At 44.0% G+C, this 18,158-nt stretch carries 19 protein-coding genes; 4 read left to right on the forward strand and 15 right to left on the reverse strand.

Annotated elements, in window-relative coordinates:
- The first annotated feature begins 118 nt into the window (after positions 1-118).
- Both BO18_RS05510 and BO18_RS05515 read left to right on the forward strand, forming a co-directional pair.
- Positions 119-1,921: a methyl-accepting chemotaxis protein gene (locus BO18_RS05510; protein ID WP_034444336.1), complete on the forward strand. Its 1,803-nt coding sequence runs from the start codon at positions 119-121 to the stop codon at positions 1,919-1,921.
- Between the two features lie 212 nt (positions 1,922-2,133).
- Positions 2,134-3,051: an alpha/beta hydrolase gene (locus BO18_RS05515; protein ID WP_034444339.1), complete on the forward strand. Its 918-nt coding sequence runs from the start codon at positions 2,134-2,136 to the stop codon at positions 3,049-3,051.
- A gap of 61 nt (positions 3,052-3,112) precedes the next feature.
- On the opposite strand, the gene BO18_RS05520 is transcribed toward BO18_RS05515, so the two are convergent.
- Genes BO18_RS05520 through BO18_RS05560 form a run of 10 tightly spaced genes read right to left on the reverse strand, consistent with a single transcriptional unit; the run spans position 3,113 to position 13,209 of the window.
- Positions 3,113-3,991 carry a DMT family transporter gene (locus BO18_RS05520; protein WP_034444342.1) on the reverse strand — a complete coding sequence of 293 codons (879 nt, stop codon included), beginning with the start codon at positions 3,989-3,991 and terminating at the stop codon, positions 3,113-3,115.
- A complete protein-coding gene (locus BO18_RS05525) occupies positions 3,988-4,329 on the reverse strand; it encodes an arsenate reductase family protein (RefSeq protein ID WP_034444345.1) in 342 nt (113 codons plus the stop codon). The genes BO18_RS05520 and BO18_RS05525 overlap by 4 nt, the downstream gene beginning before the upstream one ends.
- 33 nt (positions 4,330-4,362) lie before the next feature.
- Positions 4,363-4,533, reverse strand: a complete 171-nt coding sequence (locus tag BO18_RS34735; RefSeq protein ID WP_185752348.1) for a hypothetical protein — start codon at positions 4,531-4,533, stop codon at positions 4,363-4,365.
- A gap of 5 nt (positions 4,534-4,538) precedes the next feature.
- Entirely contained in the window at positions 4,539-5,177 is a 639-nt protein-coding gene (gene pgmB, locus BO18_RS05530; protein ID WP_034444347.1) for a beta-phosphoglucomutase, read from the reverse strand.
- A gap of 1 nt (position 5,178) precedes the next feature.
- The gene (locus BO18_RS05535) at positions 5,179-6,948 is read right to left on the reverse strand and encodes a glycoside hydrolase family 3 protein (protein ID WP_034444349.1); all 1,770 of its coding nucleotides are present in this window, start codon (positions 6,946-6,948) and stop codon (positions 5,179-5,181) included.
- 24 nt (positions 6,949-6,972) lie between these two features.
- The gene (locus BO18_RS35505; RefSeq protein ID WP_034444350.1) at positions 6,973-8,496 is read right to left on the reverse strand and encodes an alpha-L-rhamnosidase-related protein; all 1,524 of its coding nucleotides are present in this window, start codon (positions 8,494-8,496) and stop codon (positions 6,973-6,975) included.
- Positions 8,493-9,473, reverse strand: a complete 981-nt coding sequence (locus tag BO18_RS05545; protein ID WP_034444353.1) for an ABC transporter permease — start codon at positions 9,471-9,473, stop codon at positions 8,493-8,495. Before BO18_RS05545 ends, BO18_RS35505 begins: the two co-directional genes overlap by 4 nt.
- Before the next feature lie 24 nt (positions 9,474-9,497).
- Positions 9,498-10,697, reverse strand: coding sequence for a substrate-binding domain-containing protein (locus BO18_RS05550; RefSeq protein WP_034444355.1), 1,200 nt, complete (start codon positions 10,695-10,697; stop codon positions 9,498-9,500).
- A 14-nt stretch (positions 10,698-10,711) separates the two neighbouring features.
- Complete coding sequence (locus BO18_RS05555; protein ID WP_034444357.1) at positions 10,712-11,692, reverse strand: ABC transporter permease; 981 nt, start codon at positions 11,690-11,692, stop codon at positions 10,712-10,714.
- 14 nt (positions 11,693-11,706) lie between these two features.
- The gene (locus BO18_RS05560) at positions 11,707-13,209 is read right to left on the reverse strand and encodes a sugar ABC transporter ATP-binding protein (RefSeq protein ID WP_022779854.1); all 1,503 of its coding nucleotides are present in this window, start codon (positions 13,207-13,209) and stop codon (positions 11,707-11,709) included.
- A gap of 207 nt (positions 13,210-13,416) precedes the next feature.
- On the opposite strand from BO18_RS05560, the gene BO18_RS05565 reads away from it, so the two are divergent.
- Together BO18_RS05565 and BO18_RS05570 are read left to right on the forward strand one after the other, a co-directional pair.
- Positions 13,417-14,472 carry an AraC family transcriptional regulator gene (locus BO18_RS05565; protein ID WP_034444361.1) on the forward strand — a complete coding sequence of 352 codons (1,056 nt, stop codon included), beginning with the start codon at positions 13,417-13,419 and terminating at the stop codon, positions 14,470-14,472.
- Between the two features lie 62 nt (positions 14,473-14,534).
- Positions 14,535-15,458: a DMT family transporter gene (locus BO18_RS05570; RefSeq protein WP_034444364.1), complete on the forward strand. Its 924-nt coding sequence runs from the start codon at positions 14,535-14,537 to the stop codon at positions 15,456-15,458.
- On the opposite strand, the gene BO18_RS05575 is transcribed toward BO18_RS05570, so the two are convergent.
- The 5 genes from BO18_RS05575 to BO18_RS05595 form a co-directional block, all read right to left on the reverse strand.
- Positions 15,451-16,218 (reverse strand): inositol monophosphatase family protein, encoded by a 768-nt coding sequence (locus BO18_RS05575; RefSeq protein ID WP_034444366.1) that lies wholly within the window; start codon positions 16,216-16,218, stop codon positions 15,451-15,453. The genes BO18_RS05570 and BO18_RS05575 overlap by 8 nt on opposite strands.
- An 18-nt stretch (positions 16,219-16,236) precedes the next feature.
- Positions 16,237-16,524: an acylphosphatase gene (locus BO18_RS05580; RefSeq protein ID WP_034444369.1), complete on the reverse strand. Its 288-nt coding sequence runs from the start codon at positions 16,522-16,524 to the stop codon at positions 16,237-16,239.
- 14 nt (positions 16,525-16,538) lie between these two features.
- The gene (locus BO18_RS05585) at positions 16,539-16,751 is read right to left on the reverse strand and encodes a hypothetical protein (RefSeq protein ID WP_034444371.1); all 213 of its coding nucleotides are present in this window, start codon (positions 16,749-16,751) and stop codon (positions 16,539-16,541) included.
- Between the two features lies 1 nt (position 16,752).
- On the reverse strand, positions 16,753-17,175 hold the full coding sequence (locus BO18_RS05590; RefSeq protein ID WP_034444373.1) for a hypothetical protein: 423 nt from the start codon (positions 17,173-17,175) through the stop codon (positions 16,753-16,755).
- An 80-nt stretch (positions 17,176-17,255) separates the two neighbouring features.
- Positions 17,256-18,140, reverse strand: a complete 885-nt coding sequence (locus BO18_RS05595; protein WP_034444375.1) for a LysR family transcriptional regulator — start codon at positions 18,138-18,140, stop codon at positions 17,256-17,258.
- Positions 18,141-18,158: the final 18 nt, after the last annotated feature.

Consider the following 18,158-nt stretch of genomic DNA (forward strand, 5'->3'; position numbering starts at 1 on the left):
TTAATAAAATTTTAATATGTTTCTCACGAAAAGCCGTCATTACAGGTATTTATTAATGATATAATCAGCATCAGATATCGTCATTCCGATAACACAGCGTAAAAGAAAGGACTTATTTATGGAGAAAAAAAACGGTTCTTTGATGTTACCTATCGTCGGTTCTATTTTTCTTGCTGTTGTGGTCACAGCAGTTTCCATTGCAGGCTTTAACCTGTATAGCACCATTAAGACCAATGCCTCGCAGGCAGAGGCTTACGAAAGCAGGCTAAGGGAAGATATCATGTCTGAGTTAAAAAATGAAACTCAGGAAGCCATGAGCATATGTCAGGTTATGTATGACAGATATCTTGCCGGCGAAATGACTCTTGAAGAAGCTCAATTAGAGTCGGCAAATATCATCAGAGAACTTAAGTATAATGATGGAGCTGGCTATTTCTGGATTGATACATCTAAAGGTATCAATGTAGTTCTTTTAGGCAGGGATACTGAAGGACAGTCAAGATGGGATAGTGTTGACCCTAATGGAACCTACTTTATCCAGGAGATGATAAAGAACGGTATGCAGAGTGGGGGCGGATACACAAACCTTATGTTTGCTAAGCCAAATGAAACCGAGCCTCTGCCCAAGATCAACTATACAGCATATTTTGAGCCTTTTGACTGGGTTATGGGTACCGGAGTATGGGTTGATTATATTGATACACTCAAGAGCGAATATGAATTACAATCCAGCAAAGCACTTACTTCCACCATCAGAAACAGCATTATTACTATGATAATTCTTTTGCTCATCGGAATTGCCATCGCTGTTTATATGGGAAAGAGGATTACCACGCCTATTAAACTTGCCACAACCCAGATGGTCAGAATGTCCAATAATGATTTCTCTGATAATGCAGAAATGGACAAAGTACGGGCACTTCCTTCAAGTGAAAACAATGAGATAGGACAGATAGCAATAGCACTTGACCTTATGCACACCAACATAAGAAATCTAATGTTGAAAATCACTGACACCACTTCTTATGTGGCATCTGCATCCGAAGAGCTTTCAGCCAGCGCCTCCCAGTCCGCTAAAGCAAGTGAAATGGTTGCTAATTCCTGCACTACAGTGGCTCAGTCCTGCTCGGGACAGATAACCGCTGTGGCTGGTGCAAGTAACGAAACCCAGGCATTTGTTAACAATATGCAGGAATTCCAGGATGCTATCAGCAAGACAACTGAAATGATAAAGACTACCAATGAAGCTGCTACAAAGGGCGCGGCTGACATGACTAATGCCACAAATATGATGGGTTCAATTAAGAATTCCGTGGAAAATACTGCTTCTGTAGTAGAAGCCTTAGGAGAACAGCTTAAAAATATTGATACTTTCGTTGATACTATAGCAGAAATAGCAAGCCAGACTAATCTTCTGTCTCTCAACGCCAGCATAGAGGCTGCAAGGGCCGGAGAAATGGGTAAAGGCTTTGCAGTTGTTGCCAGCGAAATCAGCAAGCTTGCAGACCAATCCAATGACGCCGCTTCAAAGATCACAGAACTTATTGAAGAAATAATGAAGAACTCCGACGAAGCAGTTTCTTCCATGCGTCAGGGTGCTCAGGACGTTGTATCAGGAACAGAAACCGTTAACAACGCGGGCGAAACATTCAATAGCATAGTAGATATGGTATACTCCATCTCTGAACAATCAGAAAGAATGAGCGAAATCGTCGGTCAGCTTTCTGAAGGCACAGACACTATAGCCCATAACATCAGCAAGATTGAAGATATGAGCGCAAACGTTGCGGATGAAACCCAGAACGTTTCCGCTGCTTCGCAGGAACAGACAGCCTCCTCTCATGAAGTGGCAGAAGCTTCAGACAAGCTGGCCAGCAATGCACAGGAACTGCAGGATTTTGTTTCCAAATTCTCACTTTAAGCTACAACAAAACATATAGAAAGCATATCGCCGCATGTCGAAACAGCAGTAATACTGTCTCAGCATGCGGCGAAGTCTTTGAATTCAGTTTAAATTCTGTTTAATGTAATGGTCGAATTTGTTACATTTTGTGATTTACATTTTTAAAATTCCGTGTTAGTATAAGAAACCTGTGCGCGAAAAACAATTAATTTATTTAGAGGAAAAACGTTATGGTAATCGCAATAACAAGCATATTATTATTTATAATTCTATATCTTACACTCTGTGCGATATTTGCAAGGTCAATGGGACTGGTTAAGTGCATCGACCCAAACAAGGCATATATGAAGGAAAACCGCAGGCATTTTCTTGATGGTTATAAGAAATGGGACAGCGAGGAGTACATAATAAAGTCTTTTGATGGTTATGAGCTTCACACAACTTATGTTCCAGCTGCTACTCCTTCCAAGAAATTCGTTATTCTGGTTCATTCATCAACTTACTGCAGGATCGGCGGGATCAAGTACTTTAACATTTTCAGGAAGATGGGATACAACGGTATTCTCTTTGATCTTCGTGGTCATGGTGATAACAAAAAGTCTCCATCAACCTGGGGCATCAAGGAAAGTAAGGATCTGCTCAGCGTAATAGATGATACTGTCAGGCGTTACGGAGATGATATCAAGATCGGCGTTCACGGCGAGTGCCTGGGTGGCGTAACTGCTCTTACTGCTCTTAAGTATCATCCTCATATTTCTTTTGTTATCGCTGACAGCTGCTACAATTCACTTTATGCACTGCTTTGCAAGCTTGCTCAGCAGATGGCTCATGTGTCACCTAAGCTTTTTGATCCGGCTGTGGTCTTTTTCAAGCTTATGTTTGGGTACTCTTATAAGAAGATTTTTACAAAGGACAGTCTTGGCGGTAATACAGTTCCGATTTGCTTCATTCAGGGCGACAGCGACTGCGTTGTACCTTTAAATGAGACTTTTGCTCTTAAAAATGCAACTAACGGATTCACTGAGATGCACATTTTTGAAGGCGCAGATCATACCCGTAACATCCTTGCCGACGCAGATCGTTATGAAAGGATAGTTAAGAACTTTTTGTACAGAGTTAATTTCCTGGAGCTTGCTGCTTCTGCATAAATTGCTCCCATATCTATATCACTTTTTAGTGTCAATTATTGTGAGTGAATTTCACGCTTTTTTAATCATCACTCTTTAAATTGTATCTCCACCTGAGTACTGCGACTCCGATGATGATAATGTATCCTGCGAAGGAAAGCACGGTTGGCAGTTCTCCAAGGAACAGGATGCCAAGGATTGCGGCAAAGATGACCTGTGTGTAATCGAAGACCGATATTTCTTTTGCCGGGGCGTACTTGTAGGCTGAAGTGATGCCAAACTGCCCGATGGTGGCGGAAAGCCCTGCCATGATAAGGCACAGGAGCTGGACTGGCTTAAGGGGCACATAGTTCATGGCTATGAACGGGATTGTCACCACTGTTGAAAAGACCGAAAAGCACAGGACTATTATTGGGGTTCGCTCGCCTTTTTTCCCAAGTCTTCTGACAAAAACATAAGCTGTTCCTGCGCCGAATCCGCCGTAAAGTCCTATGAGAGAAGGCACAAACTGCATGTTACTACCGGTTGGTCTGACTATGAGCATCGCTCCCAGGAAGGCTACGACTACTGCCAGTATGTCGATCTTCTTGGGCTTTTCTTTTAGGATTGGAATCGAGATAAGGATCGCGAAGAATGGCGACAGCTTGTTAAGCATGTTGGCATCTGCGATGTTCAGCTGGTCTATGGCGTAGAAGTTGGCGATGAGGCCACTTGTGCCAAACAGGCATCTGAAAAAGATATCGCCCGCGCAGCCTTTTTTGATACTGATCTTCTCCCCGGATCTGATCAGAAGGATCAGGGATGCAACAATGGCAACGGCATTTCTGAAAAAAGCCTTCTCCATGGTCGGGACATCTCCCGATATCCTCACGAAGAAAGTCATAAGCGAAAAACCAAGGGCTGCGAACAATATGCATATGATCCCTTTGGATTTGTTGTTGATACTATTAAAATCTTTCATTCCCACTTTTTCCATACATCAGGCTGATAACCTAAAGTGGCCTGCCTTCCGTTTCTGACCACAGGGGTCTTGATGATCTGCTGGTTCTCTAAGAGCTTGTCGAATTTGTCCTCGTCGGCAATATACTGGATCAGGGCCACTGTGTCTTTATCCTTAGCGCCAGGGTTTACCATGTTCATTACGCCGCCCACAGCACTGGCAACAGAGGTCAGTTCGCCCTTGCTCATGCTCTTTTCCTTCAGGTCGATGAACTGATATTTGATGTTGCGCTCTTTGAAGAAACGCTCTGCTTTCTTTGTATCGTTGCACTTTTTCGTGCCAAAAATCTGGATATTCATCCTATCACCTCTCAATCCAGACCATTATAACACTTAATCAACATAAACCGCTTCTTTTAACAGCTCCTGGCACTCTCTTACGAGGGACATGTTGCTGCAGAGGATGAGGACTTCATTCCAGCAGGTTGAGACTTCTTCTGCGAGAGTGTCAGTATCTTCAATACCCCACATAACTGCGAAATCTTCGTATCCATTGATCTCCATATTTTTTAAACGATTTTCAAAATATCACTAAAACTGCCAAGACGATATGTGCTCTTTGAATAATCTGATGCGCTTCCGATGCCAGCATTGTCAAAGCCTCCTGCAACCGCAGCATCTATGCCGGCTTCAGCATCTTCTATAACAAGGCAGTCCTTCGGCTCTTCTGCAAGGAACTGGGCAGCTTTTAAGAACACTTCCGGATCGGGTTTGGATCTTGTGATATTGGTGCCATCACTTATGGCGTCAAAGAAACCTTCCAGCCCGATCTGTTTTAATATGAACTTGGTATTTTTGCTCGAAGATCCGATGGCAAGCTTAAGTCCCCTGTTTCTAAGCTCCTTTAACGTCTCTCTGACCTCCTCCGAGAGGTCTTTTTCAGACATATTTTCAAGACTCTTTCTGTAGATGTCGTTCTTTTTTCCGCAGAACTTTTCCTTTTCATCCTTTGAGAACTCAGGTCCTGAATATTTCTCCAGTATGATCTCAAGAGAATCCATTCTGCTGACGCCCCTTAGCCTCTCATTGATAGTCCTGTCAAAGGGAATATTCAGCTCATCTGCCAGCTCCTTCCAGGCAAGATAATGGTATTCATCGGTAAAACAGATAACTCCGTCCAGATCAAAAATTATGGCCTTATATTTCATATCAGATGTAATCCTTTCCGCACAGGGGATCAATGGGACTTACTCCCATAAACTCAGATCTGCCCATTATTTTCTCTACAGTTGCATCGACAAAATCCGCACCTGCGCTGTAGGAATTAATATAAGTCCCGATCATGGGAGCATCAAACAGATGATATGGATACGAAGTCGATATCATCATCATAGGTATTTCTGATGCATGCCAGGGCGCATCATCTCCAAGCCCAAACACTACGTTCCAGTTGAGTCGCAAAGTAGTGTTATTTGAAGCATTTTCCATATTGCAGACATATAGATACAGATCAAAGGATTCCTTCATCTCAGCAACACTTCTGTACATCTCATGTAAAAGAGCCTTCTTCTCATCAGGTAGTGATGCCGGATCCATAAAATCAGCCGGGACAATTTTAACACGTCTGTCCCTTACCGTAACTTCAAACCCTTCTGCTTCCAGCTTATCCTTCCACATCTTTACAAATGCGCTCTCCGGGTCCATTTCCTTGTCGATCACATTTAGGTATATCCTCCGGTATTTCTTCGGACTTAACGGCAAAAGAGCTTTCTCGTCCCTCACAAGAGTGACAGCCTTATCAGCCACCTCTTTTGCCCACATTCTGTGTTTGCTGCAGCCAACAACTGATAACTCTTCTTCCATAGGGACAAGACTTCCGTTTTTTTGTTTCTCATGAAGCCCCAGGGATGCCTTTGTTGCAAGGATTCTCAGCACTGCCTCATCAAGTCTTTTTACGGACAACAAACCACTGCCAATACCCTCAAGCATGAAACCGTAATCTTCTTCAAGGCTCTTGTTGAACAAAATCATGTCGCAGCCGTTTTCTATGGCAGTCGGTATGGCAATATTTCTGGGCATTGCACTGGTAAATCCTACCATGGGAGTGGCATCTGTGGTTATAAGGCCATTAAAGCCAAGACGTTTTCTGAGAAGACCTCCAAGAAGTTCCTTAGAAAGAGATGCCGGCATCAACATGCTTCTTCTGTCAGCATTATTGTTAATCTCTTTTACATAAGCCGGCTGGGCAATATGGCCCACCATTACAGTCTTTGCTCCCTTGTCTATAAGACTTTTATAGATATATCCAAAGCTGTCATCCCACTCTTTTACAGACAGAGAATTGACACTGGTAAGGATATGCTGATCTCTTTCATCTATTCCATCTCCGGGGAAATGTTTTATTGACACGGCAACATTATTTTCATCTGCACCATCCATATAGCGTGAAGCGAAGGAAACTATCTTCTCCGGGTCATCGCCAAAGGTCCTGACGTTTGTTATCGGATTATGAAAGTCTCTGTTGATATCCACGATAGGAGCAAAAGACCAGTTTAGTCCCAGTGCTGCCCCTTCCCTGCATGCAACATACCCCATCCTGTAGCCGTTTTCAGGATCCGCAGTTGCTGCAACTGCCATGGGCTTGCCAAAAGATGTCCCCTCTACCGCCAGTCCATCTCCACCACTCTCCGTATTAGCGGCTAATAAAAGCGGAATTTTGGCCATTGACTGTATTTTTCTGTGAGTATCCTGAATCTCTTTTGCTCTCCCACTTCTGTACATCATCCCGCCAACACCAATTCCACTGACGATTCCGCGAAGAACTACATCTTCACTGCTAAATCCCATAGGACAAAAAACCTGTCCGCATTTTTCCTCAAGGCTCATGTCCTCAAAGGTCTCTTTTACCCAATTTATGGCACTCTCGTCAAGAAAAAACGGATTCCCGGTATAATCGATTTCATAATTATCAAATGTCATATCAAACTCTCTTCTTCCAAAGTATTAAGCAAAGTATTTCCTGAGAAAATACGCCGGGCCACAGCTCCAGGCATGACAATAACTGTTTACAATGGTTCCTCCGTAAGGTGACTCGTCCGGATTTTCGGGATTATACAGCTCCCAGAAGGTGTCTGCACCGTTTTTGATCATTCCGCCCCAGTACTGTCTCATAAGATTGTGAGCGTCTTCTTTCCTGCCAAGCTTAATAAGTGCATCTATATAGTTGTGATACATATAAGGAGTAACCATTTTAACAGCACCGTCGCAGCCATTTAGTCTTTCCAAAAGCCTGAGTGCAGCACTACCTTCAACGGCATTTCCAAGTATCATCCATATCTGAGATGCAAAGGAGATCTGTCTGTCTTTCCCGCTTACGTACATGCCCATTTTTTCATCATATAAAAAAGTATTGGCTGCATCCTTTACTTTGTTGTAAAGATCAGCATACTCTTCCTCTGAGAGCACATCTCCGACCTGCTCGGCAAGCTCAATTGCTGCCTCCAGCGCGTACAGGAATATCCCCTGCGCACTTGCCTGTTTATTCAGCTCCAGATTCCAGTCCACAAAGCACCAGCCAAGAACGTCAAGGTCCTTTACTACATAGTGTTGGTCAAGGCCCTCTCTGGCAAGACTGATCTGTCTGCGGCATACCTGCCACAGATCCTCCAGCGCCTCCTGGTCACCTGTCTTTCTGTAATAATCCCTGAGAATGACCACAAAAAACAGAGAATAGTCAAACATACAGGTGTCGTCTACTTCAGGCTCAGGCTCCAAAAATACGCAGGCTCCGACTCTTCCATTCTCCTGAGTAAGCGCACCGAACAGGTATAGGCAGGATTTTACCATATCATTCATTCTGTAGGTTTCATAATTGGCCAGAGCCTGTATCCTAAGATCTCCTATCCACAGCCTTCTGTCTCTTTTAGGTCCATCCTCAAACACTGTCTGCATGCAATCTTTGAGAGTTTTTACAGCCACCTTGTCCATCTCTCTGTCCAAGGGATCTGCCGCCTCATAGGGTAAAAGATCCGTATCTCTGGCAGAAGTGACGGCCTTGGCCCAAGCTTCGGAAATCTGAAGGTCAAATCTTGAACTGATATCCATAACCTCAATCCTTACAAATCTGAATGAATATCGTCTGTCAAAGTCCAGCCTTCCGGGGACCACATCCACCTTTACCAGCTCTTCCTGGATCCATGATGCGCTTACCCAGCCACTGTATTCTGATGCATCCTCAAACAGCTCTACTTCTCTTTCGGCAAAGCGTACTCTTAAGAGCACCGGAGCATCTGCATGAGCTCCTATGTTCTTAAAATCAAGAGAAAGATATCCAACCAGATGTCCGCAAAAGTCAAGGATGACCTCATCACCTTTTTTTAGTGACATAGTCCTGAAATCCCGGAGACTTTTTTTCTTTATTCCCATGCCGTCCCTTGTAATACTTACTGTTTCGGCTACAGCAATCTCTTTTTCATTTAACCTTGGGAAAAGAGCCGTTGCTTTTTTCAATAATCTTAAGTCTTTCATGCTTTCAATAATCTCTTTATCAAATCATTGTTGTTAAGGTAAATAAGGAAAACAACCAGCAATACTGCATTTATAATTGACTGCATTGTTGCATTCACTGAGTTTGAGAATACAGCAAAGGTAGAATTTAAAAGTGACATGCAAACAGCCGCCAGGAGAAAGCCAATCTTCTCGTTTGTGAATCTGCCGACATATCCTGCGATAAACATAGGGAGAAATGCTGTAAACATGATGGCTATACTGCCAAAATTGAGCTGTCCTCCATTTATTGTCGTATTTCTGGCCGCATTAAGTGTTCCCACTATACCCATCAGGCCTCCACTGATCCCATAACAGATCAGAGTGTTTTTTACCTCATTGATACCTGTAGCCACAGCCACCTTCTGTCCCGACTTAAGTGCGTTGTAGTCATATCCAAAGGCCGTTTTATCAAAAGTAATTATCATAAATGCAAGGACTGCCGCTATTATCAATGCTGCATAGACCCAGGTTCCTGTAAGAGCGGACATTGAAGGATTTTGAACTTCACTCATAACATATTTGCCACCGGTTATTGTGTACATAATTCCCTCATACACTAGCGTTACTCCCAGTGAGACTATGATGGGAGGCAGTCTTAATGTGCAATATGTAAGACCCGATATTAGTCCAAGTATCACTCCTGCAACAAGGGATATACAAAGCATCAGCGGTGCAGAGCCATTTCCCCCGGAGAGAATCCCATAGGTTATTTTTGCCCCTATGATAGATGACAGACCGGCCATTGATCCCAGGGAGAAATCAAATCTTCCGCTGTTCAGATTTATGGAAAGAGCCATGGTTGTGATCATCACAATAGCTGTATAAACTATGAAATTGTCAAAGCTTTTCATATTTGAAATCACACTCTGTCCATTTAACAGGCAAAGAGTCTGCAAAACCACAAGGGTTACAACCGGCATGGCCAGTGCGTTTACGATTCTCTTCGGGGTACTCATAGCTAATCTCCTTATTACTCTGTATTACTTACTCTCTACAAGGCTCTTTACATCCTGATAGGTGACCTGACTTCCGATAATGCTATCAAGTGTCTCTTTGCTGTAGATGGGTGAATCACCGTTGTCATTGACAAAATACTCATCGAAGGTTGCCTTGTCTGTTGCTACCAGATAGCCCTGATTGAGCGATACAGCATTTCCCTCATCATTTCTGATAAGATTTCCGTCAATCGCATTTGAAACCAGCGCAAATACAGGTCCGATAGATGATGAATACTTACCTGCAAGATATTTAAGACTTCCACTCTCCATTGACTGACTGTTCATGGCAGTAAAGGAATCAATATCGGCAAAAGGTATATTTTCCTGTGAAAGTGTCTGTGCAAAGAATGTAGTTGCCATTCCAACTGAAAGGAATGCCTCGGGATCCTTCTGAATAGCTGCACCAAGCTCATCTGTTGTTGTATCGCCATATCCCTGAAGGTATGCAACAAGTTCAACATCGCCGGAAACCTTTGAAAGATCAATTCCCTGATCCTGGAAAATCTGTCCCACGATCGCTCCCATGTCATTTGCTCCGCCGTAGGTACAACCAAGTCCCGTAAGAACACCGGCTGCTCTGAAAACGTGCATAGGATTTGGAATGAAAGCGCCATAGAGAGCCACCTTCTTTACTCCCTGATTTTTAAAATATTCGCCCATAGCTTTTCCTGCCTCAAATTCAGTGGCATTTGAAGGTCCGATCTGGCAAACGAAGTGCTCATAACCTTTGTATTTTTCATACTGCTCGTCATCAAGAACTCCTGAAGCTATTGCATAGTAAAGGCCATACTGCTCGCAGGTCTCAATCTGCTGTGCTCTGTCGCTGCTGGATAAAGAGATAACTGCGTCATATCCCTTTGATGCAAATTTTTCAATAGCGGCCTTCTCGTCTTCAGCGCTTGCCAGCGCATCAGTGTAATCAAAGGTAACATCATAGTTTTCCTGAATATACTTCTCATAGTAATTTCTAAATCCCAGGGCTTCCTCACCGCTGACATCTGCTACAAGCACTCCGATTTTCTTGGCTTTGCCGGAAGGCTGAGTAGTTGTTTCAGCTTCCTGTGCCGGTGCTGCGTTATCAGCACTGCCCTGTGCAGCAGGTGCCGAATTTCCGCATCCTGCCATCACCGTCATGGCCCCGGCCATGATAAGTCCGATCACTTTTGTAAGTTTTTTGTTCATAATATTTTCCTCCTTTATCTTGGTAACAGTGCTGTCCTGTAATTCATGCTGGTTACATAAACCACCGCCAGGAAAAAGACTGCACTGATCACCTGTGTGATGCCGTATGCTGCGCTGCTGTCTATGACTATCTCAAGAATGTCATTCAGCAAAATATATGAGAAGCCACCGATCAGTGCCGCGTAAATCTTACTTCTTGCACCTCCTGAGATTGGCATTCCTCCGAAAACGATCGCAATAAAGATATTCATTCCTATACTTGATGCTGTTGTAGTAGTAACCGATGGGGTATAGCAAAGTGTCAAAAATGCTCCGAGGCCGATTCCGATTCCCGCCATCACAAAAGCCAGGATCGTATATTTACTTGCCTTTATTCCAGTAAGCTCTGCACAAATTGGATTTCCGCCCACAAATTTCATCCTTCTTCCAGCCTTCGTAAACTGGAATACAAAGAAGCATATGGCAAAAAAGGCTATTAAAAGCATTGCCTTAAAACCTATGTTGTCAAAGGGCTTTACAACTTCGCCGGGAATACTTATTCCGCCAAGAGCTCCTCCATAACTTGTGATGATCTGTGCTGAGAGAGCTGAAAGAACCGACATCATGGCAACAGTTGTCACGAAGGGAGGTATATGAAAAACCGAGGCTAAAACCGAATTCAGCAGTGAAGCTGTGATACCCACTGCGAATATCGCGACGATCATCAAAATAAGGCTCTGAGTCTTGTTATAGGTCATGACCCCCATAGTGGCTGCAAAGAGCGTTGATGCTCCAAGGCTTATATCAAAGGTGCCAAGGGTATAAATGAAGATCGCCCCAGTAGCAACCACCGCAAGAACAAGAGCCTCATTAAATACTATTTTCAGGTACATATCCAGCCTGTAACCATTTATGCTTACCACCACCAGAAATGCTGCAAACAAAACCAGTAAAGCGGCAATGGGAAGTAAGGATATGAGTTTTTGTCTTATGTTGGTTTTTCTTTTATCTGTCATCTCTTTTACCTTCCTCAGATCATGTAGCTTATGATGTCTCCCTCACTGAGGGTACTGCTTCTCTTAAACTCTCTTGTGATCTCTCCGTCCTTCATAATGAGTACTCTGTCACTCATACCTATCAGCTCCGGCAGCTCCTCGCTTATCATAAGTATTGCCTTGCCTTCATTTTTGAGCTTTACCATGAGCTGATACATCGCCTGCTTGACTCCGATATCCACGCCTCTTGTGGGGCAATCCAGGATCAGTATCTCGCTTCCGCAGCCTATCCATTTACCAAAGACAACCTTCTGCTTATTGCCACCCGAAAGCTGACCTACTGCCTGATCCATATCTGAACATTTGATCTTAAGTTCATCCACCTGTTTTTTTACATATTTTTTCTCACCGGATGAAGTAACAAGGTTTATTTTGTTTTTAAAGATATTCATTCCGGCGATAGCAATGTTGTCTTTTATACTGGCATCGAGACAAAGCGATTTCTGATCTCTGTCTTTCGACACATATCCGATCTTTTGCCCCATTGCATTGTGAGGGCTGAGTATCTCTTTTCCACTACCGCAGATAACATGCCCCGAATCAAGCTTTAGCGCTCCGAAAAGGGCTTCACCCAGATCATGCATTCCGCTGCTTGCAAGGCCACCGACTCCCACAATCTCTCCGCGGTGGAGCTCCAGAGAAACGTCCTTTAAATTATCTTTGTAGTTCAGGCTTTGAGCGCTGAGTACCACTTCATCAAGAGATGTACACTCCGTATCCGCCCTGTAATAATCACCTTTAAGCTCTCTTCCTATCATGCTGCTGCGGATGGCATCTGCATCAAATTCCTCTTTTTCAAAAGTCCTTATGATGTTTCCATCCCTGAGTACCGTCAACGTGTCACAGACTTCCATGATTTCGTCCAGATCATGAGATATAAAGATCACTGACTTTCCGTCATCCCTCATTTTTCTGATCAGACTGTACATGATCTGCCTTCCATCGTGGGACAGCGCAGTTGATGTCTCATCGATGATCAGAATATCCGGGTTTTTCATGATAACTTTGGCTATTTCAACCAGCTTTCTGTCCTGAAAGTCCAGCCTTCCCATCGCATCTCTTCCGCTGATGCCTGCTATCCCAACGCTTTTAAGAGCCTCATCTGCTTTTCTTTCCAGTTTGTTCTTGTCCACAAGGCCAAATTTGTTTTTAAAGCTCCCAAGTTCGGCAAGGAACATGTTTTCAGCCACCGATATTCCTCCAATGGTTCCGCTTTCCTGAACAACCATTCCAATGCCCTTGTTCAGTGCATCTATCATACTGGCCGGTTCCCATCTGTTTCCCTTAAAAAACATCTCGCCTTCATTTGCTTTCTGCATTCCGGCAGCTATTGAGGAAATAGTGGATTTTCCTGATCCGTTCTCACCGATCAGGCCTCTGATCTCGCCGGGATAAACTTCAAGGTCAACCTCGTTAAGAGCCACGACGCTTCCGAATCGTTTGCTGATATTCTTCATTTCAAGAACTGGTTTATTCATAACTGCCCATTCCTTTCTGTAACGGCGCTCTTTATGATGCAATTATATGTTTAAAAAGCGCTGAACATAATTCACAAAATCGCTCAATATTATTGATGTTTTATGATTTAAATATAATAATTTTTATATAAATCTTTGATTTTTTGACATCTGCTTGCCGAGCAGATATAGTAGATTTAATTGGAGCCCTCAATATAAGGAGATAAAATGGACGCTAATGCATTAAAGCAGCATATATACGATGTTACAGAGGTGGAAGCATTTTATAGAGAGTACTACCTCGCAGGGAAGAACCCGGATTCGCTTAGAGAATTTCTTAAGAATCTTGACATGGAAATGGTGCTGAGTAAGCACCTTCTGATCAAAGAAAAAAAAGAAACAATCCCCGATGTTTATGAGGATTATTTCTTTTTTGATCTGTCTGACAATGACAGTATTATTGTTCAAAAGCACGAAAGATACAGCCCGGATATTGAGCATAGCCATACCTTTTTTGAAATCTCATATATTTACGATGGCAGATGCACCCAGACTATATCGGGCAATACCATTGAGATGAGAACAGGAGATTTCTGCGTGATCCCACCGGGAATCAGGCATTCTTTTGCGGTATTTGACGACACTATCGCCATAAATATAATGCTGCGCCGTGATACACTTCACACTATGTTCTACTCCTTTCTCAACACCCGTAACATCCTCTCATCCTTCTTTCTGAACAACATTTATGCCAAAAAGGCGAACGATTATATAATGTTCAGGACTGGCCAGGACGCGGCCATTTCCGAGTCCTTCATATGGATGTTAACAGAGAGTCGCAACAAGGAAGAGTACCACTACCAGACCATAACAAACACCCTACTCCTCGACTTCTATCTGATAATTAGACGGTACTCCGAATCTGTTCAGATGCCCCTGTTCGACTCCAGAGTAGATGTCCAGCGTTATGCTCTTATCCAGTATATTCAGGAAAACTACAAAGACGTTACCTTGTCGGATCTGTCAAATAAGTTCCACTATTCCAATGAATATACATCAAGACTGATAAAAGAGCTCACAGGCATGAATTACACAGATATCCTGCGAACTGTCCGAATCGAAAGATCGCAGGATCTTCTTGCCAATTCCACCATGACGGTGCAGACCATAGCAGAAGCTGTTGGGTACGATACCACAGAGCATTATATAAGACAGTTTAAAAAGCACACAGGCATGACGCCCTCTGCATATCGCAAACAGTCCACATCAAACAGAACCAGGTAAAAGAGCTCTCATTCAAAGCCGCCGTAGACATCGCCGTAGAACAGCGTATAATAGAAGCAATTATGCTTAAGATTAAAAACTCTCAGATAAAAAGTTCATTATTGTTACTACTGGCTTCGCTGGTTTGGGGACTGGCTTTTGTGGCGCAGTCGGTTGCCGGCGGAAATGTGGGCACTTTTACTTTCAATGGAATCAGGTTCATCATTGGTGGATGCTGCCTATTGCCATTTCTTAAAGGCCATAATATTGCGCCAAGTAAGATTCCGTTTAATAAATTGATCGGTGGGATTATTTGTGGATTAGCTCTTTTCCTGGCTTCTACGTTCCAGCAGGGAGGAATTGCCCTGGGAGCTGATGCAGGGGAAGCTGGATTTTTGACGGCTTGCTATATTGTTCTGGTGCCGATATTAGGACTTGTAATTGGGAAAAAGTGCTCTGCGCTGGTTTGGCCTGCCGTGGGAATAGCTCTTTTCGGCTTGTACCTTCTGTGCATACCTGCCAGGGGAAGCGGCCTTAGAGTCTCAACCGCTGACCTTGCGCTCCTGGCCTGCGCATTTATGTTCTCGATTCAGATCCTGTGCGTGGACCACTACGCGAAGGTGATGAGCCCAGTGGCCCTTGCCTGCGTTCAGTTCTTCGTAAGTGGCGCTGTGTCTTTGGTGGCTGCCTTCATATATGAATTCCTGCCCGATCCATCCGCATGGGTTAGCAGCCTCTCCATGCCCCTGTCCTGGGTTTCTATCCTCTACACCGGAATATTCTCCTGTGCAGTTGGCTACACCCTCCAGGCTGTTGGGCAAAGAGATCTTCCCCCTGCACTGGCTTCACTTATCATGAGCCTTGAATCGGTCTTCTCCTCTATCTTTGGCTGGCTGATCCTGCACCAGACCATGACAGGCCGTGAAGTTCTTGGCTGTGTTCTCATTTTCACCGCTGTCATCCTCGCCCAGATACCAAGAAAAGGCGACGTGTCAGATCTCACTTAAAGCAATCCGGTATTTCTTTTACGCCTCTGGACATGCAAAGGGCTGAAGAAGCTCCCGTGTAGGAAAGAGGATTGCCGTCAATATCAGTAACAGTGCAGCCTGCCTCCTTGGCAATTAGTGCTGCTGCCGCGTAATCCCAGATCTGCAGTTTCAATTCAAAGTATAGTCCGCATCTTCCAATGGCAACGCAGCACATATCCCAGGCTGCTGTGCCGGATCTTCGAAGGTCGACGCACCGGGGCAGGAGCTTTTTAGCGATGTCAAAAGACCTGTCTCTGTGTTCCTCGTAATAGGGAGAGGTGCCAAAGCATGCCAACTGGTCAGACAAAGGTGCATCAGAGGACATTATCTTTTCACCATTCATGCATGCCCCCTGCCCAGCTTCCGCTGAAAACATCATATCGTCATAGGGGTTGTACACAACTGCCATGTAGGGTTTTCCGTCCTTAAGCAGTCCCACAGATATGACTGATGGCCGATACTCATAGATAAAATTTGATGTTCCATCTATCGGATCAATGACGAAGCAGTAGCCGCTTGCCATCTTGGCTGAAAAGACATCCTGTCCGTCTTCCTCCCCAAGGAACTCTGCTTCAGGAAGAACTGCCTTAAATCTTTCCACCAGGAATCTCTGGACCTTTTCATCTGTCTCAGTCACAAAGTTCGCATGGCCGGATTTCTCCATGATCTTCGGGCGCTTTGCTGTAAGCAGGATATTGCCTGCGTCTTTGACTATCTCTTTTATCTCATCTATTGTCATTTTCCTTGATAAACTCCTTCACCAGACATTGAATCCTCTTTCATCGTCAGCAAGAGGTATTTCTTTTGCATCCATGTTGTCGATGGAGATGAAAGTTCCCTGCTCCACCATCTGAAACACCTTGTCTATCTGCTCCTCAGTGCCCTGAATTTCCATAGACACGGAACCGTCAGGATTGTTTCTCACCCATCCGGTAGCTCCCACAAGGCCTGCTGCATAGATCGTCCTGTAGCGAAAGCCCACTCCCTGGACGAAGCCATACACAGTTATTGCCTTTCTTATGACCTTTGAGTCGTAATCACTCATCTGCTATCAAAACCTCAATAAATCTTTTCTATATCTCCGCTGATACCGTAGTCTTCCTTGAACTTTTGCAGATCCTTAGGACTTTTTATCAGCATGACTTCCTCGAAGGTTCCCGTATGGATGTCCTTAAATCCTGCAACCTGCTCTCCGTTACAGATGCTTGCCTTGATCACAGGTTTCTTGTTTTCCTTATCATAGGTCTTCTTGCCAGCTCTCTTTTTAAACATCTCAGCCCTTCTTCTTATTAACATAAACAGCGGCTCTGCAATAGAACTTGAGCTGTTCCTTTCCGTCTTTCATGGTTATAGCTCTCTCTATGCCCTTGGCTGTGCCATTCTTGACTGCTTCATTGAACATCTTTCCAAGACGAGCTCTTACCTGGGCAGGAGATTCCTTGATCTTGTACTCTGAAAGAACCTGGTTGACGTCTGCGAAAGTTGGAAGGTCAGCCAGAGTGAAGTCTTTGTCCATCTTCCTGGCTTCCTTGATCATCTCGCCAACGGCTACTGTATAGTCGTAGGTAGTTCTTTTACCATAGCGCTCCTCCAGCATCTCGCACACGAGGTAGTTAACAGTGATGTTCTGCTTCTTGGCCTCTTTTTCAAGGCTATCATACATATCCTGTGAAAGTGATAAATTTACTCTTGGCATTCCTTTGTCCTCCTATGAGTGTTGAACAATTGTCTATAATATGATTATATGAGTGTTAAATGCACACTTCAACCATTATGTCACTTTTTATCATTGGCGATCAGTCCTACCAATTCCTCTATCACCCGGTTTTGGCGTTTATCCTTATGCACAAATACCTGCGAAAAGATCGGAAAATCATCACCAGCCCAATCAAGCTTCTTAAGCTTCTTTTCCTTCACTTCCACTTCTGCTGCCATGGCTGGCATAAATGCAATCCCAAGCCCGTTTGATGCAAAAGCCTTAAGGATCTCCTTGCTGCTGGTTTCCAGTTCGATCTTCGGTGTTACTCCATGCCTGGAGAAATCATCAAGAAGCATGCGCCTGAAGCTACATGTATGAGAAGTCAGTAAAAGAGGCACATTTTCCAGATCCTTTTCTTTTACCTTTTTCATTTTTGCCATAGGATGATCCGGTCTTGCAAAAAAGCAAAGCGACTCCTTCTTCTTGCATATCAGTTTAAGCTCAGGGTTCTCTATAAGTGGGTTAAGAGTGTAGACCAGATCCAGGGCTCCGCTCTTTAGAAGCCCCGGGAAAGTATCATGCTCTATAAACTGGATCCTGATATCCATTCCGGGATATTTTTTCTTATACTCCATAAGTTTTTCCGGAAATTGCTTGTAGCACAGCGACTCCGAAACACCTATCTTAATTATACCAGAGGGAATCTCTGCCGCAGAAACTTCCAAAAGCATCTGTCTTTGAAGCTGCAACATCTGCTCTGCATAGGATATGAGTTTCTCCCCCTCGGTCGTCAGCACAAGGGACTTGCCAAGCCTTTCGAAAAGAAGGCATCCAAACTCTTCCTCCAAAAGCTTTATCTGGGTCGTCACAGTTGACTGGGCGTATCCCAGCATATTGGCAGTGGCTGTAAAACTGCCGGTCTCCACAATTTTCAAAAACGTTTCAAGTTGTGTGTTATTCATACTGACCTCATGCTTTCA

The organism is Butyrivibrio sp. AE2032, from assembly GCF_000702965.1.

What these genes read in the sequence shown, in the direction of transcription:
- BO18_RS05510 (WP_034444336.1), top strand. Translation starts at nt 119, where the DNA reads ATGGAGAAAAAAAACGGTTCTTTGATGTTACCTATCGTCGGTTCTATT.
- BO18_RS05515 (WP_034444339.1), top strand. Translation starts at nt 2,134, where the DNA reads ATGGTAATCGCAATAACAAGCATATTATTATTTATAATTCTATATCTT.
- BO18_RS05520 (WP_034444342.1), bottom strand. Translation starts at nt 3,991, where the DNA reads ATGAAAGATTTTAATAGTATCAACAACAAATCCAAAGGGATCATATGC.
- BO18_RS05525 (WP_034444345.1), bottom strand. Translation starts at nt 4,329, where the DNA reads ATGAATATCCAGATTTTTGGCACGAAAAAGTGCAACGATACAAAGAAA.
- BO18_RS34735 (WP_185752348.1), bottom strand. Translation starts at nt 4,533, where the DNA reads ATGGAGATCAATGGATACGAAGATTTCGCAGTTATGTGGGGTATTGAA.
- pgmB (WP_034444347.1), bottom strand. Translation starts at nt 5,177, where the DNA reads ATGAAATATAAGGCCATAATTTTTGATCTGGACGGAGTTATCTGTTTT.
- BO18_RS05535 (WP_034444349.1), bottom strand. Translation starts at nt 6,948, where the DNA reads ATGACATTTGATAATTATGAAATCGATTATACCGGGAATCCGTTTTTT.
- BO18_RS35505 (WP_034444350.1), bottom strand. Translation starts at nt 8,496, where the DNA reads ATGAAAGACTTAAGATTATTGAAAAAAGCAACGGCTCTTTTCCCAAGG.
- BO18_RS05545 (WP_034444353.1), bottom strand. Translation starts at nt 9,473, where the DNA reads ATGAGTACCCCGAAGAGAATCGTAAACGCACTGGCCATGCCGGTTGTA.
- BO18_RS05550 (WP_034444355.1), bottom strand. Translation starts at nt 10,697, where the DNA reads ATGAACAAAAAACTTACAAAAGTGATCGGACTTATCATGGCCGGGGCC.
- BO18_RS05555 (WP_034444357.1), bottom strand. Translation starts at nt 11,692, where the DNA reads ATGACAGATAAAAGAAAAACCAACATAAGACAAAAACTCATATCCTTA.
- BO18_RS05560 (WP_022779854.1), bottom strand. Translation starts at nt 13,209, where the DNA reads ATGAATAAACCAGTTCTTGAAATGAAGAATATCAGCAAACGATTCGGA.
- BO18_RS05565 (WP_034444361.1), top strand. Translation starts at nt 13,417, where the DNA reads ATGGACGCTAATGCATTAAAGCAGCATATATACGATGTTACAGAGGTG.
- BO18_RS05570 (WP_034444364.1), top strand. Translation starts at nt 14,535, where the DNA reads ATGCTTAAGATTAAAAACTCTCAGATAAAAAGTTCATTATTGTTACTA.
- BO18_RS05575 (WP_034444366.1), bottom strand. Translation starts at nt 16,218, where the DNA reads ATGACAATAGATGAGATAAAAGAGATAGTCAAAGACGCAGGCAATATC.
- BO18_RS05580 (WP_034444369.1), bottom strand. Translation starts at nt 16,524, where the DNA reads ATGAGTGATTACGACTCAAAGGTCATAAGAAAGGCAATAACTGTGTAT.
- BO18_RS05585 (WP_034444371.1), bottom strand. Translation starts at nt 16,751, where the DNA reads ATGTTTAAAAAGAGAGCTGGCAAGAAGACCTATGATAAGGAAAACAAG.
- BO18_RS05590 (WP_034444373.1), bottom strand. Translation starts at nt 17,175, where the DNA reads ATGCCAAGAGTAAATTTATCACTTTCACAGGATATGTATGATAGCCTT.
- BO18_RS05595 (WP_034444375.1), bottom strand. Translation starts at nt 18,140, where the DNA reads ATGAATAACACACAACTTGAAACGTTTTTGAAAATTGTGGAGACCGGC.